The sequence below is a fragment of the Autumnicola tepida genome, assembly GCF_031846485.1.
GTDB classification, from domain to species: domain Bacteria; phylum Bacteroidota; class Bacteroidia; order Flavobacteriales; family Flavobacteriaceae; genus Autumnicola; species Autumnicola tepida.
Window position 1 is genome coordinate 1 of record NZ_JAVRHQ010000030.1, and the last position, 24697, is coordinate 24697.

Annotated in this window: 23 protein-coding genes; 10 read left to right on the forward strand and 13 right to left on the reverse strand. The window is 39.1% G+C overall.

Features of this window, described 5'->3' with window-relative positions; all coding sequences use genetic code 11:
* Positions 1-172 precede the first annotated feature (172 nt).
* Positions 173-1249 (reverse strand): peptide chain release factor 1, encoded by a 1077-nt coding sequence (gene prfA / locus RM553_RS17305; protein ID WP_311536216.1) that lies wholly within the window; start codon positions 1247-1249, stop codon positions 173-175.
* Positions 1250-1659: 410 nt separating this feature from the next.
* Between prfA and RM553_RS17310 the strand changes: the two genes are divergently transcribed.
* Together RM553_RS17310 and RM553_RS17315 are read left to right on the forward strand one after the other, a co-directional pair.
* Positions 1660-2025, forward strand: coding sequence for an ATP-binding cassette domain-containing protein (locus RM553_RS17310; protein WP_311536217.1), 366 nt, complete (start codon positions 1660-1662; stop codon positions 2023-2025).
* Positions 1976-2344 carry an ATP-binding cassette domain-containing protein gene (locus RM553_RS17315; RefSeq protein WP_311536218.1) on the forward strand — a complete coding sequence of 123 codons (369 nt, stop codon included), beginning with the start codon at positions 1976-1978 and terminating at the stop codon, positions 2342-2344. Before RM553_RS17310 ends, RM553_RS17315 begins: the two co-directional genes overlap by 50 nt.
* Before the next feature lie 46 nt (positions 2345-2390).
* Here RM553_RS17315 and RM553_RS17320 read toward each other — a convergent pair whose 3' ends face one another.
* From RM553_RS17320 to RM553_RS17365, 10 genes are all read right to left on the reverse strand, one after another.
* Positions 2391-2852, reverse strand: a complete 462-nt coding sequence (locus RM553_RS17320; protein ID WP_311536219.1) for a hypothetical protein — start codon at positions 2850-2852, stop codon at positions 2391-2393.
* 331 nt (positions 2853-3183) lie between these two features.
* Positions 3184-4362: an AIR synthase related protein gene (locus RM553_RS17325; RefSeq protein ID WP_311536220.1), complete on the reverse strand. Its 1179-nt coding sequence runs from the start codon at positions 4360-4362 to the stop codon at positions 3184-3186.
* A 121-nt stretch (positions 4363-4483) separates the two neighbouring features.
* The gene (locus tag RM553_RS17330; RefSeq protein WP_311536221.1) at positions 4484-5977 is read right to left on the reverse strand and encodes a carboxypeptidase regulatory-like domain-containing protein; all 1494 of its coding nucleotides are present in this window, start codon (positions 5975-5977) and stop codon (positions 4484-4486) included.
* Positions 5978-6002: 25 nt separating this feature from the next.
* A complete protein-coding gene (locus tag RM553_RS17335) occupies positions 6003-7382 on the reverse strand; it encodes a CsgG/HfaB family protein (RefSeq protein WP_311536222.1) in 1380 nt (459 codons plus the stop codon).
* Positions 7383-7387: 5 nt separating this feature from the next.
* On the reverse strand, positions 7388-7795 hold the full coding sequence (locus RM553_RS17340; protein ID WP_311536223.1) for a curli assembly protein CsgF: 408 nt from the start codon (positions 7793-7795) through the stop codon (positions 7388-7390).
* A 5-nt stretch (positions 7796-7800) separates the two neighbouring features.
* Positions 7801-8541 carry a CsgE family curli-type amyloid fiber assembly protein gene (locus RM553_RS17345; RefSeq protein ID WP_311536224.1) on the reverse strand — a complete coding sequence of 247 codons (741 nt, stop codon included), beginning with the start codon at positions 8539-8541 and terminating at the stop codon, positions 7801-7803.
* Between the two features lie 47 nt (positions 8542-8588).
* Positions 8589-9101, reverse strand: coding sequence for a hypothetical protein (locus RM553_RS17350; RefSeq protein ID WP_311536225.1), 513 nt, complete (start codon positions 9099-9101; stop codon positions 8589-8591).
* 93 nt (positions 9102-9194) lie between these two features.
* On the reverse strand, positions 9195-10622 hold the full coding sequence (locus RM553_RS17355) for a hypothetical protein (RefSeq protein WP_311536226.1): 1428 nt from the start codon (positions 10620-10622) through the stop codon (positions 9195-9197).
* A gap of 485 nt (positions 10623-11107) precedes the next feature.
* On the reverse strand, positions 11108-13294 hold the full coding sequence (locus RM553_RS17360) for a glutamine synthetase III family protein (RefSeq protein ID WP_311536227.1): 2187 nt from the start codon (positions 13292-13294) through the stop codon (positions 11108-11110).
* Between the two features lie 118 nt (positions 13295-13412).
* Positions 13413-14360, reverse strand: coding sequence for a calcium/sodium antiporter (locus RM553_RS17365; protein ID WP_311536228.1), 948 nt, complete (start codon positions 14358-14360; stop codon positions 13413-13415).
* A 125-nt stretch (positions 14361-14485) separates the two neighbouring features.
* Between RM553_RS17365 and RM553_RS17370 the strand changes: the two genes are divergently transcribed.
* From RM553_RS17370 to RM553_RS17385, 4 genes are all read left to right on the forward strand, one after another.
* Positions 14486-15490, forward strand: coding sequence for a carboxypeptidase-like regulatory domain-containing protein (locus RM553_RS17370; protein ID WP_311536229.1), 1005 nt, complete (start codon positions 14486-14488; stop codon positions 15488-15490).
* Between the two features lie 81 nt (positions 15491-15571).
* Positions 15572-15934: a BlaI/MecI/CopY family transcriptional regulator gene (locus RM553_RS17375; RefSeq protein WP_311536230.1), complete on the forward strand. Its 363-nt coding sequence runs from the start codon at positions 15572-15574 to the stop codon at positions 15932-15934.
* Positions 15934-18033, forward strand: coding sequence for a M56 family metallopeptidase (locus RM553_RS17380; protein WP_311536231.1), 2100 nt, complete (start codon positions 15934-15936; stop codon positions 18031-18033). Before RM553_RS17375 ends, RM553_RS17380 begins: the two co-directional genes overlap by 1 nt.
* Before the next feature lie 124 nt (positions 18034-18157).
* Positions 18158-18310, forward strand: a complete 153-nt coding sequence (locus RM553_RS17385) for an SsrA-binding protein (protein WP_311536232.1) — start codon at positions 18158-18160, stop codon at positions 18308-18310.
* A 47-nt stretch (positions 18311-18357) separates the two neighbouring features.
* On the opposite strand, the gene RM553_RS17390 is transcribed toward RM553_RS17385, so the two are convergent.
* On the reverse strand, positions 18358-19008 hold the full coding sequence (locus RM553_RS17390; protein ID WP_311536233.1) for a flavodoxin family protein: 651 nt from the start codon (positions 19006-19008) through the stop codon (positions 18358-18360).
* 121 nt (positions 19009-19129) lie between these two features.
* On the reverse strand, positions 19130-19294 hold the full coding sequence (locus tag RM553_RS17395; protein ID WP_311536234.1) for a hypothetical protein: 165 nt from the start codon (positions 19292-19294) through the stop codon (positions 19130-19132).
* Between the two features lie 128 nt (positions 19295-19422).
* On the opposite strand from RM553_RS17395, the gene RM553_RS17400 reads away from it, so the two are divergent.
* The 4 genes from RM553_RS17400 to RM553_RS17415 are packed head-to-tail and all read left to right on the forward strand — an operon-like array spanning position 19423 to position 24507.
* The gene (locus RM553_RS17400) at positions 19423-20109 is read left to right on the forward strand and encodes a TetR/AcrR family transcriptional regulator (RefSeq protein ID WP_311536235.1); all 687 of its coding nucleotides are present in this window, start codon (positions 19423-19425) and stop codon (positions 20107-20109) included.
* On the forward strand, positions 20099-21763 hold the full coding sequence (locus RM553_RS17405; RefSeq protein WP_311536236.1) for a peptidase domain-containing ABC transporter: 1665 nt from the start codon (positions 20099-20101) through the stop codon (positions 21761-21763). The genes RM553_RS17400 and RM553_RS17405 overlap by 11 nt, the downstream gene beginning before the upstream one ends.
* Positions 21764-23119 carry an HlyD family secretion protein gene (locus tag RM553_RS17410; RefSeq protein ID WP_311536237.1) on the forward strand — a complete coding sequence of 452 codons (1356 nt, stop codon included), beginning with the start codon at positions 21764-21766 and terminating at the stop codon, positions 23117-23119.
* Positions 23116-24507, forward strand: coding sequence for a TolC family protein (locus tag RM553_RS17415; RefSeq protein WP_311536238.1), 1392 nt, complete (start codon positions 23116-23118; stop codon positions 24505-24507). The genes RM553_RS17410 and RM553_RS17415 overlap by 4 nt, the downstream gene beginning before the upstream one ends.
* Positions 24508-24697 lie beyond the last annotated feature (190 nt).

Below are 24697 nucleotides of genomic sequence, written 5' to 3' on the forward strand. Positions count from 1 at the left end.
GTTATCAGTTATCAGTTATCAGTTATCAGTTATCAGTTATCAGTTATCAGTTATCAGTTATCAGAAGTTCGTCTTTCCTGGTAATCAGCAAAAAATAATTCCCATTTATTTTCCGGAAGTTATACACTTTTCACCAATCACTCGTTACATTTCACTTTTCACCCTTCACTCACTAAAAAACATCAGAGTTTTCCTTGAGTTTTTCGGTATTTTCAACCAACTGAAGTTCGTCTATTATCTTTTGGATATCTCCGTTAATGATATTGGAAAGATCGTAAAGCGTAAGGTTTATCCTGTGATCGGTCACCCGGCCCTGTGAATAATTGTAGGTGCGGATTTTTGCACTACGGTCTCCACTGGAAACCATGGAATTCCGCTTTGCGGCATCGGCTTCCATCTTCTTGGCAAGTTCCATTTCGTACAACCTGGAACGAAGTACCCGAAAGGCTTTTTCTTTATTTTTATGCTGCGATTTCTGATCCTGGCACTGCGCCACCAATCCCGTTGGCTCATGTGTTAAGCGTACCGCAGAATAGGTAGTGTTTACCGACTGCCCGCCGGGACCGGAAGAACAGAAATAATCTATACGTACTTCTTTTGGATCAATTTCCACATCAAACTCTTCCGCTTCCGGCAAGACCATCACCGTGGCTGCAGAGGTATGCACACGACCCTGGGTCTCGGTTTGCGGCACCCGCTGCACCCGGTGTACCCCGGCTTCAAACTTTAAAGTTCCGTAAACATCTTCACCGGAAACTTCAAAAATCATCTCCTTAAATCCGCCGCTGGTCCCTTCGCTAAAATCAACAATATTATGTTTCCAGCCTTTGCTTTCCACATATTTGGTGTACATACGATAAAGGTCTCCGGCAAAAATACTGGCTTCGTCGCCACCGGTACCGGCACGGATTTCCATGACCACATTTTTAGCGTCTTCAGGATCTTTTGGCACCAGCATCATCCTGATTTTTTCTTCCAGACCGGGAAGTTCTTCTTTAGCTTCTTCCAGCTGAAGTTTTGCCATCTCAGTCATTTCAGGATCGCTGCCATCGGCAATAATCTCTTCAGCTTCCTTTATATTTTGGTTAAGCTCCATGTATGTGCCACGCACTTCCATAAGAGCTTTCAAATCTTTATATTCCTTGTTAAGTTCTATATACCGCTTCTGATCTGCAATCACATTTGGCTGAATGATCAAATCATTCACCTCATCAAAACGCTGCTTTACTATATTAAGCTTCTCAATCATAAATCCTTCTGATTTTAGGATAGCAAATTTACGATAAAATCATGGAATTGTATGATGGAAAAGAAAGCATCTAAATTCTTCACAATTTCCTTCAGGTTAAACTAAAGGCGAATTGTGATAAAAAATGTACTTTTGAAAATATTCATAAAAATGATCAGGAACTTTAAAACAGGCTTCATCTTTTATAAAAAATATATCATCCCTTCCCTCCTACTCAATTTCCTCATGATTTTTATGGAAATCGTGCCGGTGGTAATGGTGATTTACAAGATTTTTATGGCAACCTTAATCTTTGTGTTGATTAAAATACCGCCTGCAAATGAAAAGCTGATTTTCTACCACAACCTTGGCCTTAGGAGCAGAAGCCTTTTTGCAATTGCTTTATTCTATGAACTTGTTTTAACCACCGCATGTTTATCTATATTGTTTATTATATGAAGCTGGAAATAGATAATGTGGAATTGAATTACTCCGGAAAAAAGATCCTCGGTGGAATTTACCTCAAGGCTGAAAAAGGAAAAATCACCGGCCTTTTAGGCTCCAATGGCTGCGGAAAAAGCAGTTTACTTAAAATTATTTTCGGTAATCTGAAGCCTAAAAACAAACTAATTAAAATCAACAATAAAGTTATTCTGGAGCCGCTCTATTCATCAAAAAAGGTCAAATATCTACCGCAGCATCCTCTTTTTCCAAAGGATCTTCGCCTAAAAAAAGCTTTCGAACTATTTGGAGCCGACTTGGATTCTTTTACTTCGGCATTTCCTGAAAATTGGTAAACATGCCGATGCGAAATTTGATAAACTTTCTGGTGGGGAACGCCGTCTAACGGAAGTTTTTATCATTGTATGCAGCAGTGCTGAAATTATCCTCTTAGATGAACCTTTTACTCATCTTTCCCCTCTTTATATTGAAAAAATAACGGAACTCCTTCAGAAGGAAAAACAAAAAAAGGCAATTATTGTGACAGATCACATGTACCGGTACATTTTAAACCTGGCGGATAATATTTACCTGATAAAAAATAATTGCAGCATGCTCATAAGAGACCGGGAAGAGCTTGAAGAACATAATTATATCACAGCAGATAGTTTTTGATGAATTACAACGAAAAACCATTATTCCAATTTCCAGAAAAGACTCTTTAGACTTCTAAAACCCTGATATCTTTCTCTCTGTTTTCATAATATAAAAATTTCAAAAGGGCCGTGAGTCCGGTAATGTTTGCCACAATATCTGCCAGATAGAATACTTTAAATTCCAAGTAGGCGGCAATTACATAGGCCACATCTGAAAAAACAAAGCCTATAATTGTTAGCACAAAATAGAAGGAAGATTTATTTGAGTAGCGGTTATTATAAGATATTCCCAAAGTTGAAACGCTAATGACTGACACTCCAAAAAGCACTATTAAAATATCTGAAAGAAGATAATTATTTTCAGGAGCCATCATATGCAGCAGCTCAAGCAGCAAAAAGATATTTAATCCAACGGCACCAAAGAATACTATTTTCTGAAACAAGTTTGATTGAAGAGCTCTTACTTTTGGAAAAATCATCCACCCCAATAATATGAACAGGAGCATCCTGGATAGAAAAATGAACATCTTAAAATATTCATTTTCATAGTTAAACAGAAGAGCGTCACACAGTAACAGCAAAAAGAATATGCCAAGTCCTCTTTTATCCGGCAATCCTCTATGCTGAAACAGAAAAAAAATAAAAAATAAAAAAGTGGAAAGAACCCGGGTAAAGTTCCCAACGGTTTCTCCGTAGGCAAGAATTACAGCACAGTTGATAGTCACCAAGCATATAAGAGATAGCAATAATCGTGTTTTATAAGCTTTCATTTTAGGTTAAGTTCAAAAACAATGGGGGCAAATTGTTTTTTTCACAAGATAAAGGTTTTGCAGCTATCTCCTCACTTCTTCCAAGAATTTAGTAGACAAAGTTACCATATTCACTGTTAATGCTTAACTTTTTATTTTCAGAAGCTTCCACTTTGCCTATAATTTGAGCATCTACATTAAAGGACTGGGAAATGGAAATAATTTCATCGGCCACAGAGGCATCCACATAAAGCTCCATACGATGGCCCATATTAAAAACCTGGTACATTTCTTTCCAGTCGGTTTTACTTTCCTCCTGAATAAGTTTGAAAAGCGGCGGCACTTCAAACATATTGTTCTTAATAATATGCAGGTTTTCTATAAAATGAAGAATTTTAGTTTGGGCGCCCCCGCTGCAATGCACCATTCCGCAAATTTCCTTATTACTGAAACGGGAAAGAATTTTTTTAATAATCGGGGCATAAGTACGTGTGGGGGAAAGCACAAGTTTCCCTGCATCAAGAGGCGAATTTTCAATTTTATCTGTGAGCTTTTTTGTGCCGGAATAAATTAAATCATCCGGAATACTATTATCAAAGCTCTCAGGATATTTTTCAGCTAAAACTTTAGAAAATACATCATGCCTTGCGGATGTAAGACCATTGCTTCCCATTCCGCCGTTGTATTCCTTTTCGTAAGAAGCCTGCCCAAAAGAGGATAAACCCACGATCACATTTCCCGGTTTAATATTGGCATTATCTATTACCTCGCTCCTCTTCATACGTGCGGTGACGGTGGAATCTACAATTATCGTTCTCACAAGGTCACCAACATCAGCAGTTTCGCCCCCGGTTGAATGGATTTCCACTCCATATTCCTTGAGCTCTGCGATTAAGTCTTCAGTGCCATTTATTATTGCTGAAATCACCTCCCCCGGAACCAGGTTTTTATTCCGCCCGATAGTGGAAGAGAGCATGATTTTATCTGTCGCGCCCACGCATAACAAATCGTCAATATTCATAATTAAGGCGTCCTGGGCGATACCTTTCCAAACCGAAAGATCTCCTGTTTCTTTCCAGTACATGTAAGCCAGGGAAGATTTTGTGCCAGCGCCATCGGCATGCATCAGGAGGCAATAATCCTTGTCTCCTGTAAGATAATCGGGAACTATTTTACAGAAAGCTTTAGGAAAAAGTCCTTTATCTACATTTTTTATAGCATTATGAACATCTTCTTTTCCTGCTGAAACTCCCCGTTGTGCATATCTTTTGCTGATTTCCTGGCTCATGAGTATGAAAATAAGTTTGAGGTCAAAGATAAGCAGATTAAAATTGCCGCCGAAGTATACAAAAGCAAAAGCGGCGACCTTTTAAAGCCACCGCAATTATTGTTTATTTATCTAAATCTTTCTACTCCCAGTCTGGCATTATCGCATCCTGGACAAGTTGGGTTCTGTCATTTTCATCATTATTATTACTTATACTTTGGATATAGATGTCCCTTTGCGAAATGTCGTCATTCGAAGTATTGACAAAAACAACTTCAGCTTCATTAGGTGAAAATCTTGGGTCCAAATCATTGGTTCCTCCAGGCTTATTTTCGCTGATATCCCTGATTTCCCCGGTAGCGAAGGTGTAAAGAAACATCCTTGAATCCAGCTGACGATTATCATCATTCTCAAATTCAGAGACATCACGCGTGAACAGTAAAGTACGCTTATCTACAGAAAGATCTATTCCTCCCAAAGCACCGTCCATGCCAGAAATTACTGTACGTATGCGGCTGCCTTCAGCATCTATGGTATAAATAGCGCCATCATATCCATTAGCATTATTTGTTAATAGTGCAATGGTATTACCATCCTCACTGGCTGTCACATCTGTGATAAATTTGCCATTTGCAGTGGTGTAAATTTTTTGAGTACCTCCACCGGTGGCATTTACACTGTACAGGTTCCCAAAATTGGGATATAAAAGGGAGTTGCCATCATTGGCCCAGGAAAATCCTAGCTTTTCGAGATCGTATCCGTTTACCGGAATTTCGGAGGTAACCTGAAATTCATTTGTTCCATCTAACATCATTGTAAATAGCTGTGTTCTTCCTCCCACAGTCCTTAAAAAGGCAATTTTATTTGTTGCATTATTCCTTCTTGGCCTAAAGCTGTTTACACTGGAAGAAGTTAGCTGCAACTCATCACCTTCATCGTTAGACGAAAAAATAACATTATTCCCGTTTATTTGCCTCACAAATAAATAACGGCTTTCCGGAAGTTCTGATGTTTCAAAAGAATATAAGGGACTTAAAACGGGGTCATTAATACTATCCGACACCTTTACCTGCCAAAAATATTTATATCCATAATTTAATCCTTCAACTGTATAAGTGGTATCACTAATATTCTCAAATGTTCTAACTTCATCATCGGCGCTGTTTCTCAATTCCAGTTGATAAGTTAGTTCATCGTTTTCAGGATCGGAGGCCTGCCACACAAAATCTACTGTAATATCTAATCCGGTAGCATTGTCTTCAGGAGAGATAGGCTCAGGGGTAGAAGGTTGTCGGTTATTTGCTCCGGACATCACCATTTCAAAAGCCACGTTTGAAGTTGCACCTTCTGTAACAGTAACTGCTTCAAAAGCCGTCGCATAATCTTCAATTTCCGCTTTAACCGAATATTGATCAACTATTACTTCCGAAAGAAAAAAATCGCCATTTTCATCAGTAAAAACCGTACTGGATGCAGGGCTGGTTGTGATTTTCACATTTTCTATAGGCTCATTACTTGACTCCTCCACGACTTTTCCGGAAATATTTCCTGTGATTGATTCCCCAACAGTGTCTTCAGAACAGGCACATAATGCCAATAAAACTATTAGTGCAAAATATTTAAAGATTATATTCATATGTTCCACAAGTTCAATTCAAATTTTAAAAATAAATATCCAGACCCACACCAAAATTGAAGTAGTGGTCATTTCTTTTTCCGTGGATTAAGTTATCCAGCCTGTCATTCGTAATGAGGTTATGCTCCGCAAATATGCGGGCGCCCAACCTGGAATTTAAGAAATAGTGTAATCCCCCCCCATATTGAAACTTAAAAAAGTTACTTTCCAGATTTTCTGCATCGGTATCTATTTCAGGATCGCCCAATTCCATTAGAAATCCTGGCCCTCCATAAACAAAAGGTGACAGATCATCTTCAGGCAAGAAATTGAACCGTGCATTAATATCTACTCCTCCAAATTTCCCTTTAAATTGTCTCCCGTTATCGAGCGTGATGTAATTAAGATTACCTCCAATCGAGAAATGTGAAAAAAGCCTATTTTCATATCCAATACGAACAAAATAACCTGGTTCTTTATTTGAATAATCACCATCAATTAAAGCTATTCCCCCTGAAAAACTTAAATTGTTTTTGGGTATAGAATCAATAAAAAGCCTATTGTATAGTCCTATGGATTCCTGGTCCTTTTTTTCTGCCGTATAGACTTGTACCAACTGCTCGTTTACTTGCCTACCTCCCTGTGCTGCCCATAATCTATCTTTCACCCCTTCCAAAATAAGATCTCTCACAGCCTTTTCTATGGCATCCTGTACAGCCATTTGTACCGGTTCATTTTGAGTGATACCGGTTTCTGCTTCAAATAATCTCTGAAATTTTACAAACCTAAAGAAACTACCATCAAGAGCTTGTGAAAGGATAGTTTTTGAAACATACACTGTCTTAAGGATTTCCCCTGTATTTGTAGAGATCGCTCTTAAGTAGACTGTAATTCTATCTTGCCGGTATTTAGCCGATCCTCCTAGTCCAAAGTACCTTGCTCCTATTCCCCCTGTTAAAATATTGGTATCATAAGAGATAATTCCTCCTTCTAAAATTAGGCCAGCATAGAGTAAGGCGGGTAAAGGAGGCTCATTAGGATTTAAATTTTTAATGTATTCCTGCTTGGTATTTCTTATTATATTTCTCTCGGTGGATAGGTTACTTAAATTTTCTCTCTCAATAGGGATAAACCATCCGGAATCCTCCAAAGCTTTAATTAAAATAGTAGTAGCACCCTGAGTAACGGCAGTACTAAAAGTAGAACCATTTTCTACGGCTTTATATTGCCCTGTTTGATCACTAAAGTTGTATACAGCTACCTCTATAGGATCATTAGCAGGTGGTAATTCCAATAACGGCTTGGAATTATTTGTTTGCTCCCCTCGGCGGGCAGGATTCTTACTAAATGGCTGGTTAAAGTAAGCCCCACAGGAACTTAAAGTGCTAAATATTAATAATAGCACTACAAGGTAGGTCTTGTTCATAAAATTTAATTATTTGGGATAACAATTTGAGATTCTTCTCCGGTGGAGGTGTCTAAAATATTTATCACCAATCCCTCCAGGGTTTCATAAATTTCAATATTAAGCGTACCATAAGTAAAGGTCCCTTCCTGATCGAATTGGAACCCCTCTAATTGCTCCTGTAATAACGATCTTGAAATTTGAGTGAGAATTTGTCTATTAATATCCTGTCCTAATCTATCAAGTTCAGATTGCTGCTGAGCATTCCTTCCAGGAGCCTTTAGACTGTTCTGAGCAGAAGCCGAACTTAACATCCAGCTATAGTTGAGGTAACTTCCTCCAAAAGCCGGGTTTGTGGGTTGGTAAGTAAGTTGTTGAGATTGAACCGGAATTCCGAAAAATAATAAACAGCTGAGTAAAAATAATTTTTTCATTAATCCTAGTAATGTTTAAAGTTATTAGCCTGCTGTCCCAATCTCTGTATCTGAGTCAGAACGCGCGCAAGCGTTACATTTGCCATTTGTTTTAGATATTCTTTTTTTGGGCGGGCAAAAAACTGCATAACAAGTTGATCCCCAACATGTACTGAAACACGAGTCATTCTCCCTCTCCCGGGAACCTCCTCAATTTCGATGTTCTGAGGGCTTATAATTTCCCGGTTATAATATTCTGAATAAAAATACCGATAAAAATCACGGCCTGCCTTAGTAATAGTATTTTCTATTATCAAGCCATTAATAATAACTCCATCCTGGGGTTTAGCCTGATCTTCTGAAAGATGAATTACCTGCTTCTCTTGTTCCTGAATTTCCTGAATGGATTCTTCAGTAATTTTAAATTCCAACCGGTCTTTACCAATGGGCTTATCATCCTGGTCATAAATTAGAAGAAGAATTATCACCGAACCTTCATCACTCCTATTCACCTGAGTTGAAGAAAGTATTTCTTTTTGGTGAGGCTCGAGGTAAAAACGGTTACCTTGGCTTGACTTGGTAGTATTGCCTGAATCGTCCTTTTTAAATAGTGAAAATTCATATCTCAGGTTACGTCCTGCAGGAGTAACATTTTCTGCAGTCGCGCTAAAGTTTATAAACTCTCCTTTATCCTCTACTTTAATCTTTGCTACAATTTCTTTATTGTAAAACTGCGAAAAGCAATTATCGGAAATAAAAATTGTCATGCACAATATTATTATTGTTTCAACAATATTTGTTCCCCGCATTTCCATTAATTATAACTTCTGATTATAAGTGAAGGCGTGGCATCGGTTTGAATAAACTTAAATGATTGAGTGAGCTCATTAGCCCCTTCTCTTTCAAATATCTTATTATCTCCTTTTTGTTCAAGTTCCAGAGAAATGTTTGCACCCGCCTGATTTACATAGTCCTTAATTTTATTATTATTCCCTTCCTGAAGAAGTTTGGCTATGGCAGTATTGGCTGTATAATTCAATTTTGTTTCATTATAATCACCCTCCTGGGTAAGCTGAATGTCACTGTATTTCGTTTGTGTACGGATCTTCGCCTGGTTATAATCCCCAATTTGTTTTAAAGCCACTGCATTCGATTCTACCGCATTAAAATTGGGTTTAGTAGTAATAATTCCTAAACCGTTCAGGCTGGCTTCCAGTATTTTTTCATCAACAACTTTTTCCTGAATATAAGTCTGAGCTGTTAAAGACTGTCCCACCCATAAAAATATTCCTAAAAGAAAGACCTTGAAGTTAACAATCTTCTTCATAATTATAAATTTATGAAATTTTTTCTTAAAGTTTCCAAAATATAAATAGAAGGGGAAATTTCCCCTCCTATTTATTCTGTTTTCCTCTACTGATTAGTTACAGTCTGGGCAAGGATCTGCAAGAGTAAGGTCATCTGGTGTAGGTACTGAAGGTGTACCAATTGGTGAATCAAAATCACAATGTTGTGGTGCGCCGTAAGGCATTCCATAAGGACCTGATTGGAAAACTGTAGCTTCATTTCCAGATCCGTCTAATTGATCCACAGTAGCACTTTGGCCTCCGCTTTGTACCACCAGCGCGTCATTCCCAATATTATTCTGATTGGTGAAGGCATAGTTGTTATCATAACGTTGCCATACAAAAGCCTTATGATCTTTTCCCTGTTGGTGAGACTCTGCAAAGTTATTGTTCCCTTTTTGCCACTGTTGAGCCTTATGCCCATCTCCTTTTTGTCCAATTATGGCTTCATTGTAGTTACCATCCTGAATTTGTTTGGCGAAATTGTCATGTCCTTCAAACACATTTTCTTGTGTAATAGCAGCATCATTATCATCACCATCCTGGTCTTGTTGAGCATAGTTAGAAGCAACCTCATTACCATCATACTGCGTAATTGAAGCTTCATTATCTTCTCCACGCTGGTCTTGAATTGCTATAGCATAATCAGATGGTATATAACCAAGAGTACCCTGAGTTATAGTAGCTGTATTTTCATCGCCAGCGTCATCACTGGTGTTGTATTGCTTCTGCCAGGCTTTGTTATTGTTTCCTAATTGGTAAGTTGTAGCATTATTTCTAGCTCCTCTTCCATCTTGAGCAACAGTAGATTCATTCATATCTCCATACTGCTCTACTAAAGCCATTTGCCCCTCATCTACGCTACCGTCCTGACGTGATGTTTGAGTAACATATACTTTGTTACCATCTCCATCCTGTGCAGTCATCGCATCATTATTATTGTCATCTTGAGCGATGAGTGAAGAGTTTTCACTTCCTTCCTGTTTAGCAAAAGCATCATTACCACTATTTCCGCTATAAGGATAATTATCAAAATCTCCTTGATATATTGCAACCTTGTTGTCGCTAGCACTTCCATCAAGCCCCTGATCACTACGGGCGTCGTTATTACTACCTCTCTGATACAAGGCACTCTCATTGGTTGTACCTGCCTGATTTACCTCAGCCTGATTATCCTCTGCTTCGCTTTCATACTGAAGATTATACCAAGGGCCGGAAAGCGAGTAAGGTCCACTCTGGTAAATCATTGCCTGGTTTCCTCCAGTGCCACCATACGCTCCATCGCTCTGGTCAACCTGAGCCGAGTTTCTTTCTCCAACTTGTTGAACAAATGCCTTCTGAGAAGTGTTCCATTGATCAACATCTGCTCTGTTTGCATCAACATCAGAGGAATGATTAGTTACCTGACTGGCTTCCTGACGTTCTGCATGATTGACATCCTGCTGGGCAAAAGTTACTGCCCCGAACATTAGCGCTGCTGCGCTTAAAATAACTTTTTTCATAATAAAATGTTTATAAATGGTTAAAATTGATTAAGAGTTGAAAATTATTTTGTGAAAAAATTAGGTAGGGCAGAATTATTAACAACACAACTAATATAGAAACAGAAAACCATTTATTACAATTTATTCGATATTAACTTAATTTTTTCGTTAAAATGTAAAAAATAATGAATTTATACCTCTTTGATGGTAGGATAAATTAAACGGGGTTTTTATAAAAGTGTAAAACATCTGTTAAAATGAGACTTTTATCTAATTTGAATAAAAAGCTAACAGTTAGATAAAATTTTGGAATACCATGTTTATAGTTTGGAAAAAGAAAAAATATCATGTAGCACCAGTATGTATTTTGTGGTAAAATAAAGGATCCAGAGCCAATCAGCCTAAAAGTTTTTCTTCAGGATCAAAAAAAAGGGCCAGACTTAACGTCTGACCCCATTTATTTTTAAGCTTTTCGGACTTTAAAATAAGCCAAATAGTTTATGTTACCTCGTAAACAACAATTCTCTATACTTGGTTAATGGCCACAATTCGTCATCTACAAGCAATTCAAGCTTATCACAGTGATATCTTATCTCATCAAAGTGAGGCCGCACGTCATTACAGTAAGCAACTGCTTTCTCTTCTGCATCTTCTATCTGGTTAGCAACTTTCCTGGCTTCTATCATTTCACCAACCTTACTATTAATTGCAGCAATGTGGCCGGAAACTTTTTCGATGATATCAAGCTGTTCATCAGCATGCTTTTTATAATGCTCGGCATATATTTCTTTAATACCCCTAACATTCTTTATCAAAATATTCTGATATCGAATAGCAGTAGGAATCACGTGATTTCTGGCAATATCTCCAAGAATCCTGCCTTCAATCTGGATGCGCATGGCATATTCTTCCAGTTCTATTTCGTGGCGGGCTTCTATTTCAACCTTATTCATCACCTCAAGTTCCTCATAAAGCTTAATGGTCTCTTCGGAAATCTGAACTTTAAGGGCTTCCGGCGTTTTCTTATTATTGCTTAGGCCTCTTTTTTCAGCTTCTTTTTCCCATGCTTCGCCATAACCATCTCCTTCAAAGCGAATTTTCTTAGAGTCTTTAATATATTCCCGAAGAATATTGAAGATAGCATCATCCTTCTTCATTTTCTTCTCTTTAATAAGCTTATCTACCTCAACTTTAAAATCTTTCAGCTGCTTGGCCACGATGGTGTTTAAAACAGTCATTGGGCTGGCACAGTTCTGCAGGGAACCTACAGCCCTGAATTCAAATTTATTACCTGTAAAGGCAAAAGGAGAAGTCCTGTTACGATCTGTATTATCAAGAAGGATTTCAGGAATTTTCCCAACCACATTAAGTTTAAGTTCTGTTTTTTCCTGAGGAGATAATTTTCCGTCAGTCACTTTTTCAAGCTCATCCAAAACAGCGGTTAGCTGAGATCCAATAAAAACTGAAATAATCGCCGGAGGCGCTTCATTGGCTCCAAGCCTGTGGTCATTGGAAGCACTTGCTATAGAAGCCCTTAATAATTCCTCATTCTCATAAACAGCTTTAATAATGTTAACGAAAAAGGTAAGGAATTGCAGGTTTTTCATTGGAGTACTACCGGGAGAAAGCAGGTTTGTTCCGGTATCTGTTCCTAAAGACCAGTTGTTATGTTTACCGCTACCGTTAATCCCGGCAAATGGCTTTTCATGCAACACCACCTTAAAATGATGTTTTTCAGCAATTTTCCCCATAACATCCATAATTAAAGAATTATGGTCTACGGCAAGGTTGGCCTCTTCAAAAATAGGAGCCAACTCAAATTGATTTGGAGCCACCTCATTATGGCGTGTTTTAACTGGAATTCCAAGCTTCATACATTCTATTTCCAGATCTCTCATAAAAGCAAGTATCCTGGAAGGAATAGAACCAAAATAATGGTCATCCAGCTGTTGGCCTTTTGCCGGTGCATGGCCAAGTAAGGTACGGCCAGATAACTGAAGGTCCGGACGCGTTGCTGCCAAGGCAGAATCTATCAGGAAATATTCCTGCTCCCATCCTAAAGTTGCATTAACCTTACTTACATTCTTATCAAAATATTTTGCGACTGCTGTAGCCGATTGGTCTACGGCCTGCAAAGCGCGCAATAGTGGCGTTTTATAATCTAAAGCTTCTCCTGTATAAGAAACAAAAACAGTTGGAATACAAAGGGTGGTTCCCCAGATAAAAGCAGGAGAAGTAGGATCCCATGCGGTATAACCTCTTGCCTCAAAAGTATTTCTTATTCCTCCGTTAGGAAAACTTGAAGCATCCGGCTCCTGTTGTACCAGGGCTCCTCCTCCAAATTTCTCAATAGCTCCACCGTCCCCGGTAGTTTCAAAAAAAGCATCATGTTTTTCAGCAGTAGAACCGGTTAATGGCTGGAACCAGTGGGTATAGTGTGTTGCACCTTTAGCCATGGCCCATTGCTTCATGCCTGAAGAAATGTGCTCTGCCACGCCACGATCTATCTTTGATCCTGTTTTTATCGCGTCTGCTACGCTTTTGTAAGCTTCCTTGGTAAGGAATTGTTTCATCACGGAAGTATTAAAAACATTGCTCCCGAATAATTCTGATCTTTTAGAAGGTTCTTCAATTTTTACCGGCTTTCGGTTAAAAGTTTGCTTTAAAGCTTCAAATCTTAAGGTTGACATATTGCGTTATTTGATAATTTTTAAGTTGCCCGCCAATTTAAATATTTTTATCCAACCCCCCTAAAATTTGAACTCCTTTTGTGAAGAATTAAGCATTTCGCATTACACCCCCCTATTTTCAGCCCAAAAATGCAAGACTCACAAAAATACAGTAACCTAAAAACAAAATCGCACCTTTATACCACCCCATTTCAAGCCTGGTGGGCAAAAATGCCAGTGGGATTAAAATGAAAGCAACCCCAAGCATCCAGAAAATATCATTACTGAGTATCTCAGGCGATTTAACGAAGATGGGCTGTATTATGGCGGTAATACCTAAAACAGAAGCAATGTTAAAAATATTGGACCCTATAAGATTGCCAAGGGAAAGTGCCTTTTCCTTCTTTAGAGCAGCCATAACAGAAGCAGCTAATTCTGGTACACTGGTACCCACCGCGATCATGGTTACCGAAATCACCCTTTCACTCACCCCCATTGCAGTGGCAAGGTCTACAGCCCCCGTAACCAACAATTCTGACCCGCCATATAAAGCAGCACCTCCTATGAGCAGCCATACTACGATCTTAAAAACCGAAACTGTCTGTAGAGATTCATCCACTTCCTCCACCACAATATTCTTTTTTTTACGGGACCTGGTAATAAGGAGTATAAGGTAAATGGCTATTCCAATAAGCAGGGCTGCCCCCTCCAGCCGGGAAATGTTCCCGCCGCTCTTCAGAAAAAAGTAAAGCACAATGGAGAAGATCATCATTACAGGCCAGTTAAACCTATAGAAATCACGGTCTATCCCAAGCGGGGTAATAATTGCCGTTACCCCTAAAACCAGGGCGATATTGGCAATATTTGAGCCTATCACATTCCCCAGGGAAATATCTGAAAATCCCTGTAGGGCGGCTTGCAGGCTCACCAGCAACTCGGGGGCCGAGGTGGCAAAAGAAACCACCGTGAGCCCTATCACCATTCTCGAAAGGTTTAGTTTAAAAGATAATGCCACAGAGGACCTCACCAGAAATTCCCCCCCAACGACCAAAAGAACCAATCCTATAAGAATGAAAATAACGCTCATTTGCTTTTTTATACGAAGATAACAGAATCTTTTTAAGCCACATTCTTTAGGAAATCCGGAATAAAACTATATATCTCGTTTTGAAACTACAAATATAGTTGTATATTCAGCTCCTATTTATTTTTATGAGGTCGCCACTTTTCATTTTTTATTTTCTGCTTATCTACACAAGCATCGCATGTAGCCAGGAAAAACTAACAGGTACTATTTACAATGCGCAGGATTCTTCTGCCGTATTTGGCGCATCCGTTTATTTTGATGGAACAAGCGTGGGAGTTGCCTCCAATGAAAATGGCTCTTTTACATTACAAAAACCTCCGGAAATGACCGCTCCACTTGTGATAAGCTCCCTTGGATTTGAAACTATGATTATTTCCAATTATAATGCCTACACTTCAGTTTTACCTCCTGTTTATTTAAAACCTTCCGAAGAAAACCTGGAAACGGTTACAATTGAAGCCGATCCATGGACGCGGAAGAAAAAACTGGACATCTTCAGGAAAGAATTTATTGGCACTTCTCCGGAAGCAAAGAAATGCACTATTAAAAATGAAGCGGCAATAAAGCTAAATTATCGCCCATCAACAGAGACCCTCACTGCTTTTTCCAACGAACCAATTATTATAGTGAATAAATTTTTAGGTTATCAGATAAAATATGATTTGCGCAATTTCGAGGTCCAGTTTGATACGGGAAGTTCAGGGATCCAATTCCTTCACTTCACATACTATGACGGCACCAGCTTTTTTAAAGAATTAAAAGAAGAACCTAAAAGAAAAATTTTAGGGCACAGAAGCAGTACCTACAAAGGATCTGTACTTCACTTTATGAGGTCTCTTGCCGTAAAAAGCCTCGAAGAAAACGGGTTTGAAATTTATCATGAGCGTTTTAAAGTAGCCCCATATAAATTCTTTAAACTGATGAGATATGCAGATTTAACCCGCGTGGAGCTACTAACCGAGAAGATTGTAATCCTGTACAATCATTCGGAACAATCTTCTATGAGTACGGAAGGGCCGTTTGTGATTGATGGTTTTGGGAACCATAGTCCGCCGCAAAACATCATTTTTAGCGGAAGAATGTCCAGTGGAAGGATAGCCCATATGCTTCCTTTAAATTACATGAGATAAAAAACTACATTTATAGTATAAAAACTATTTTTATAGTTATATTAGCGAAATACAATACTGCTTTGATCTAAAATTAGAATTATGGAAAAACTCACCAACAAAGAAGAAGAAATCATGGCGATTTTGTGGAAGCTGGAAAAAGCTTTTGTAAAAGAAATTCTACCCGAGATTGAAGAGCAAAAACTTCATTACAATACCGTGTCCACAATTGTAAGGAACCTTGAAGAAAAAGGCTTTGTCTCTCACAAAGCTTACGGAAACACCCACCAATATTTCCCTGTGGTTTCCAGGGAAGCCTACCGGAAACAATTTATGACGCAGGCCACAAAAAAATTCTTTGATGATTCTTATAAAAGCGTGGTTTCCTTTTTTGCCAAAGAAGAAAAAATAAGTGCTGAAGAGCTAAGGGAAATCCTGGATATCATTGAAAAAAAGAAGAAGTAATGGAAAACTTTATAATCTATATTCTTAAAAGTGCAGGCATCCTTAGCCTCTTCTATTTATTCTATGTCCTGCTCCTTAGAACAGAAACCTCTTTTGAAGCAAACCGCAAATTTCTTATAACAGGCATTATTTCCTCCCTCACGCTGCCAGCAATTTACTTCACAAAAGTTGTTTTTATAGAAGTGCCACAGCAAAATCTCCGGCCTTCCAGCCAACTCATCAACTATGCTGTAAGTAATACGGAGGAAACCACCACAGACTGGTGGCAAGTCGTAACGATAATATATGCTGTTGTGGCAGGACTCATGCTGCTAAAGTTGATTTACAGGATTTACAAAGCTGTACAACTGGTAATGAGCAGCACGGCTTCAGCTTCCAAAGGATATCGTTTAATTGAAGACCCCGGCAACACCGGCGCTTTTTCCTTTTTTAAGTATATTTTCTATAATCCGGAATTACATTCTCAGGAAGAACTGGAAATGATCCTTCAGCATGAAAAAGTTCATGCCGCGCAATTCCATTCGGTAGACATTATTCTCGTAAATCTTATTTCAGGTATTTTGTGGTTCAATCCTTTGGCCTGGCTTTATAAAAGAAGTGTGGAGGAAAACCTGGAATTTATTGCTGATTCCAAAACGGCGGCACTTTCACCTTCCAAAACAAAATATCAGCAGACCCTGGTTAAAGTGGCTGTTCCAGATTTTCATCCCGCCTTAACCAATCATTTTTATCAATCATTTATCAAAAAACGAATACTTATGCTTAACAAAAACATCAACCCACGCCCCAAAATTTGGAAAATGAGCCTTATTCTTCCTTTACTCCTGGGCTTTATGCTCCTCTTTAATGTTGAAACGGAAGCGCAAATTGTAGAAAAAAAGGAAACTCCTGCCAGTAAATCAAAAAGGCCGGTTTCTGTAATCATTGATCTAAACACCACTGATGACCAACTGAGTAATTTTTCTGAGAAATTTAAAAAGGAGAATATCAGGCTTGATTTCAAAAATATCAAACGCTCTTCTGAAGGTTTGCTAACCTCTATTACCACAAAGTTCAAAGACCAAAACACTGGCAGAAAGGGCGAGCTAAGTTTAAAAAAAGCAGAAGGAATAAGTCCTTTTACTTTTTATATCCAGCCCGATGGTACTATAGGATTACATCCTGTTGAAAAAAAGGATCAGCAAATAACAACCGTTGGTCCAACTACTGGACAGAAGCAGAAAAAGGAAAATATTCAAATAACCGGCAAGGGCCGCATTACTGTTAATACAGACAATCATTCTGATTCTTCAAAAACCTTCCATGCTTCAGGTGGAAATAAACGCTACGGCCACGGATCTAAAGGTGGCGGAAAAATAACTATTTCCCAGACTACTTCATCTTCCACAGAGGCTGGGTTCGCTCATTCCCAATCCCGCGATTCCTCCAAATACAGCAACCTAAAGGTAACAGTTGACGGAGAAGTTAGAGAAAGTTTTAATGAAAATGATATTGACCCGGAATCTATCGCGAAGATTTCGGTGAGGAAAAATGGATCTGGAAAAGACACAGTGAAAATAACCACCAAAAGCAACAAAAATAATTTAAATGTAATTATTGCACACAGCAAGAATCAACAAAAACCTCGTCCTATATTTGTAGTAAACGGAAAAGTGCAGCCGGGAAAATTCACCGGAAAGGATATTGATCCTTCCAATATCGATCATATCAATGTGCTAAAAGGCAATTCGGCTACCGACAAATATGGAAAAAAAGGGAAGAAAGGAGTTGTGGAGATCTACCTGAAGAAGAATGAAGTTGGCAAAGGCTTTTCTACAGATTCCAATTACTGGCATTTAAGTTCCTCTTACTCCAATGAGGCCCTGGAAAATATCAGGAAAACCCTGAAAAGCAAAAAGAACCTGGATGTGGAATTTTCAGGAATAAAGCGACATGATAATGGTAAAATTACTGCTATTACTATTCAAGCTTCTGCAAAAGGAAAAAATGCCAGCGCCAGTTTCAGCCAGGATAATGGCATTCCCGATGTGGTTGTAGGCCTGGATGAAGATGAAAACCTTATTATTTCTTCCAGCAAATTTTACTGGCAGAAAAATTAACTAATCCCGGCATAAATGCTGAAATAAAAAGAAAAAAGCCATCAACGACGATGGCTTTTTACATTATTTTGATGTTTAATTCAAAGTATATAATTTGATATCTTTGAAGAAACGCCTAAACCTTATGAAAAAGAAGTTTTTCAAAGCGCTATCCAAATTCAACAAGAAATTTCTTCCCAGTTATAGTAAACAGCAGCTGGACCTTCAAAAAGCCAGCAATGTGCAGAAGGCAATTATTGGCTGGAAACTCTGGGTTACCAAAAACTCCCTGGATTAGGTTCCTATTTAATTTTACTTCTGCTTCCTTTTCTACAGGATCCTTAATTATTTGCTCATTTCTTTAGCCCTTTCTTCCAATTTATTTACCTGTGTAGGATATGGATTTTCCTTTAAGGTTTTGGCAAGGTGAACCATATTATGTGCCATAAGCAGGATCATATTATTGGTAAATTCATGCTTGTTCCCTTCTGCCTTTATATAGCTTGGCCCCGGCCCGGCCTTACCTACATAGTAGGTGAAACCATTTACCGGCACGGTAAAGCCGTGTTCTGAAAGGTCGAATGTGATGCTGGAAATTGCTTTTTTGGCACCATCTTCATTTCCATCCACCATCACTCCTGCCACTTTATTATAGGTTGGATACTGGCCATTTTCGTCATTGCCTTCTTCCATTATCCCGTCAAAACGTTCCGCTATCATTTTTTCCACAGAGCCGCGGTCCCCTCTCCATATAGGCGTTGCAATGACCAGCATGTCTACCGCCTTGACTTTTTCCAGGATTGAAGGCCAGGCATCGCCATCGCCTTCGTCTGAAGTATTGCCGAATTTCACGTCGTGATCCACAACTCTTATTATTTCTGTCTCCACATTAAGTTCCTGAAAGATCTTTTCAGCATTTTTTATAAAAGCTTCCGTATTAGAAGTTTCCGGGGATTTCTTTAATGTACAGTTCAGAAATAGTGTTTTAAGTGCCATAATTTTTCTTTTTACAGTTAATTTTTTCCTGAACTTATTAAATATCAGGCTTACTGGCAGTTAAAATGGGGTTAAAGAAGACTTAGATTTTTGTTAGGGCGCTTTCCCCTGGTTAAAAAACTTATTGAGGTTTCATCAAAAAAGTTCCTTCTGTTTTATAATTGCCGGTAGGAAAAATCAGTTTTAAAAACTGAATTACATGCCAATCTTCCGGAGCGTAATATTCATTATTATCCGGCACAAAACACAACATATAAACTTCCGGGACCTGGTTCTTCTTAACCATTTTCTGCAGAAAGCAACAAGAAACTTCCCCCATAGTTCCAGCAAAAGTTCTTACTGCTTCTGTTAAATAAAAGTAAAACTTTTTTTCTTAATAGTATTACTATTATTTTTGGGCGAAATACTTTTGGAATGGAAGATTTGTTGAAAAACCTGAAAATCTCGGTGAGCGAGAGCCTTTATTTAAAAGACCCGGAGTCCAGTGAACTGGGAAGAAAAATTATTGGCAATGGAATTATCCTGATCGATAAAATTGGATTTGAAAAATTCACCTTTAAAAAGCTTGGTGAAAAAATCCAGTCCAATGAAAGTTCAATTTACCGGTACTTCGAAAATAAACATAGCTTCCTGGTCTATATCACCAACTGGTTCTGGGGCTGGAAAGAATACCAGCTGGCCATAGCAACTTATGGTATTGATAATGCTGAAAAAAGGCTGCTGAAGGCGGTTGAAGTGATTGCCCACCCGGTAGAAGAAGATATGCGCTTTAAGCACATTAACGAGGTGGCTTTAAATAATATCATCATCAATGAATCCTCCAAATCCTATCTCACCAAGAAAGTAGATGAGGAAAACAAGCATGGGCATTTTATGCTTTATAAAGGGCTCGTAAAAAGAATAAGCAAAATGATAACTGAAGTAGATGCAGATTACCAGTATCCTTTTAGCCTTGCCACAACAATTATAGACGGGTCTTTACATCAGCATTTCTTGAGCAAACATTTCTCGAGTATTACAGACTGTACCAATGAGATCACTCCATCGGTATATTTTAAAAACATGATATCAAGCCTATTAACACCTAATAATGCAAAATAAACTTACACCTTTTCAGAGATTTGTAGGATTGTTGAAGCTGGAGCGCAAAGACTTCCTTCAAATTATTTACTACGCCATATTTGCCGGACTGGTAAGCCTTTCGGTCCCCTTAGGCATCCAGGCGATCGTGAACCTTATGCAGGGCGCGAGAATTTCCACCTCCTGGGTTGTGCTGGTTATTTTGGTTACTTTAGGAGTGGCCTTTGTGGGAGTGCTTCAGTTAATGCAGATTCGCATCCTGGAAAACGTTCAGCAAAAGATTTTTACCAGGGCATCGTTCGAATTTATTTATCGTTTCCCAAAGATAAAAATGGACCAGCTGAAAAACTTTTACCCACCGGAACTTGCAAACAGGTTTTTTGATGTGCTTATCATCCAAAAAGGCCTTTCTAAAGTGATTATTGATTTTCCCGCGGCCCTCACCCAGGTAATTTTTGGCTTGATCCTGCTTTCACTCTATCATCCGTTTTTTATTATCTACGGAGTTTTGCTTGTGCTCCTTATCTACATAGGCTTTAAAATTACGGGTAAAAAGGGACTGGATGCCAGTATCTCAGAATCTAAATATAAGTACCGCATTGCCCACTGGATACAGGAAGTTGCCCGGGCGCTGGTAAGTTTCAAGATCTCCGGGCGCACCAATCTGGCTATTTCAAAGAACGACAGTATGCTAAGCAGTTACCTTGATGCCCGGGAAGGCCATTTCCAGGTATTGCGCATTCAGTTTGTGCAACTTATTATTTTTAAAGTACTTGTTACCGCCGGCCTCCTGGCTATTGGCGGGATGCTGGTATTAAACCAGCAGATGAATATCGGGCAGTTTGTAGCTGCGGAAATTATTATACTCCTCATAATAGGTTCTGTTGAAAAAATAATCCTTGGGCTGGAATCGTTCTACGATATTCTTACTTCCCTGGAAAAGATGGGACAGGTTGTGGATAAAGAACTGGAAAACCAGAGCGGGGAAGAACCTTTTGAGGTTGGGGAGCCACTTACCATTGAACTTGATGATGTGGTGTACCGAGGTTTTGACAATGAAAAAATTATCCGGAATGTTAAGTTAGCAATAAAACCACAGGATAAAATTCTTCTTAAAGGAAACAACGGGGCCGGGAAATCTACTTTATTAAAGCTCATCGCCGGCCTCATCCAGCCCGCCAGCGGTGATATTTACATTAACAATATTTCGCTTAAAAGCATTAAACCAAGCCATTACCGCGCCCTACTGGGGCATTCCATTACAGAAGAGTCCCCTTTTGAAGGTACCATCCTGGAAAATATCACCCTGGGCGATAAGCATATTTCCAAGCAGGATGTACAGTGGGCGCTGGAAAACACTGGTTTGCTAAACTTTGTAAAACAGCAGCCAAAAGGCTTAAATACCATTATTTATCCTGAAGGCATACAAATGCCATATTCCGTATCTAAAAAAATGATCCTGGCCCGCAGTATAGTGAAACGTCCTTCACTTCTAATTTTAAACGATCCACTGGACCAGCTTGATGCCGAGGAGGAAGACAGGATCCTGAAATTCCTCTTTAATGAGGAGAATAACTGGTCGGTAATCGTGGCCAGCAGTGATAAAAAATGGGAAAAATATTGCAACAGGATAATTCAAATTGAAAAAGGAAAAATTATAAAAAACACCGAATAAATGCTGAATATCACAAATAATAAACTGCATGAGAAAGTTAACCTCCTGCAGTACGAAGCCGGAAAGAAGGTGTTCAATGAAAGAAACCAGAAATATTTCAACAGGTTTTTGATCGCCTTCGGACTTATACTAATAATTATTTTATTCCTTCCCTGGACGCAAACTGTTGCAGGAAAAGGATACGTAACCACCCTTAAGCCAAATCAACGCCCTCAGACCATCCAGTCCCCTATACCCGGGAGAATTGAAAAATGGTATGTTAATGAAGGGGATTTTGTTGAAGAAGGTGACACTATTTTGCATATTTCAGAAGTAAAAAACGAGTATTTTGATCCCCAACTTGTAGACAGGACCGGGGACCAGATTAAGGTGAAGGAAAGCTCTCAAAATTCCTATCAAAATAAAATACAGTTTCTTACCAATCAGATAGGAGCTATTCAGCAGGAAAAAAGATTAAAGATTGACCAGGCAAAAAACAAGCTGCAACAGAGCAGGCTAAAGTTCAGAAGTGACAGTATAGACCTGGAAGCTGCCAAAACCAACCTGGATATTGCCGAAAGACAGTTTGAAAGGGCAAAAACCCTTAACGAGGAAGGCTTAAAATCTACCACAGACCTGGAGAACTCCCGCTTAAAGCTACAGGAAGCACAGGCTAAACGCGTGGCACAGGAAAATAAAGTACTTGCCGCCAGGAATGAGATCATTAATTCGCAAATTGAACTAAACAGGATTGAAGCAGAATACGGCGAGAAAATTTCCAAGGCACAAAGTGATCGTTCTTCCGCAGAAAGCGCCTTGTATCAAACCCAGGCAGATATAAGCAAGCTTGAAACCTCGTATGCAAATTATGATACCCGCAGGGGCTTGTATTATATTAAAGCACCGCAGGCCGGCTACATTAACAAAGCAATAAAAGCCGGGATTGGGGAGAGTTTTAAAGAGGGAGAACCCTTGGTTGGAATCATGCCTTCAGATTATGACATTGCCGTAGAGACTTTTGTTGCGCCTATTGATATGCCGCTGCTCCACGTTGGCGAAGAAGTGAGGGTGCAGTTTGATGGCTGGCCGGCGATTGTTTTTAGCGGCTGGCCCAACAATTCCTATGGAACCTATGCCGCGGAAATTGTTGCTATCGAAAATTTTATTAGCGATAACGGAAAGTACAGGGTGTTACTGGCTCCAAAAGCCGAAGATCACAATTGGCCAGAAGACATAAAAATTGGGGCGGGGGCTTCTACTCTTGCCTTGCTGGAGGATGTGCCAATATGGTATGAAATATGGCGGCAGTTAAATGGCTTCCCTCCAAATTACTATTCTCCCGAAAATGCGGAAAAAACCAAAGTTTCAAAAAAATGAAAAAATTGATTTTCGTTCTTATTTGGGTTTTGGCACTGGAGCCGGTAACCGGCCAGGGCAATAATAGTAAGGAGCTGGATTTTGAGGAGTACCTGGCAATCGTGAAAAAATTTCATCCGCTGGTAAAACAGGCAGGCCTGGTAGTTGATGAAGGAAAGTTTAAGCTGATGAAGGCCCGCGGCGCTTTTGATCCAAAGATTGCAGCAGATCTTTCTGAAAAAGATTTTAAATCAACAGAATATTACAACCTGTTCAATGCCGCATTTAAAATTCCAACCTATTACGGACTGGAATTTAATGCCAAGTATGAAGAGAATTCCGGCTATTACCTTAACCCACAAAACACGGTTCCTGAAGAAGGCTTGTATTCGGCAGGAGTGTCGCTGGATGTTACCAATGGCATTTTTTTGAGCGGGCGTATGGCGGCTCTGCGAAAAGCTAAAATTTACCGTAATCAATCGAAAGTAAAAAGGGATTTGTTGGCCGCGGAAGTCCTTTATGAAGCCTCGACTACTTATTTTGAATGGTTTGCGGCTTATGAAGAGCTTTTGCTTTATCAAAATTTTCTCAATAATGCCCAATTCCGGTTGCGATCTGTAAAAACCCAGTTTAATGCCGGGGACAAACCCGCGGTAGACACGCTGGAAGCCAATATTACCCTGGAAAACCGGGAAATTCAGTTACAACAGGCACAACTGGATTACTACAAAGCCTCCTTAAAGTTGTCCAATTATCTGTGGGCAGAAAATAATATCCCGCTCGAGATCACTTCAGAAGTCGTCCCGAACAAGAGCCTTTTTGAAGAAGTCAATAATATCTGGCTCGAAAATGAATTAATGGCTGTGGAAAATATTCAGCAAAATCCCAAGATCAGATTCCTGGAATACGAGGTGGGAATGCTGGAAGTAGAGCGAAAATTAAGTGCCAATAAACTTCTGCCAGACCTTGACCTTAATTATAATTTTCTCACCAGCAAACCCGAAGAATGGCAGGCTATAAACACTGCTAACTACAAGTTTGGTTTTAATTTCAGCCTGCCACTTTTTTTAAGAAAGGAACGCGGGGACCTTCAGTTGGCGAAAATAGCGCTGGAAGATTCCAGGTATGAACTTATGAACGCCAATCTGGAAATCCTTAATAAATTAAAAGCTGTCCAGGGCGAAATTACCTCCTACAGGAATCAGCGGTTAAAGATGAATAATCTGGTTTCCGATTATGAAAGGCTGGTTTCGGCAGAACGGAGGAAGTTTGAATTGGGAGACAGTTCTTTATTCCTGGTGAACAACAGGGAGAATTCATTTATTTCAGCTAAACTAAAGGAAATCCAGGTAATTGTAAAATACCTGAAAAGCCAGGCAGCCCTGCTAAGGTTAACTACAGAATATTAGGAGATAAAAAGCAGTATTCCAGTAATTCAATTTCATATTTCTCAAATTCCTGGAGGATGAAAATCGTAATTGGTAATTTCCGCTTTCATTTTTAAGCTTTGGATCCTCAGGTTTTTTCCTGTAACCTAAACTTTGTGAATACCTGAAAATTGCAATTATTAAGCTTACCTTTTTCTATCTGTTTTCCGGA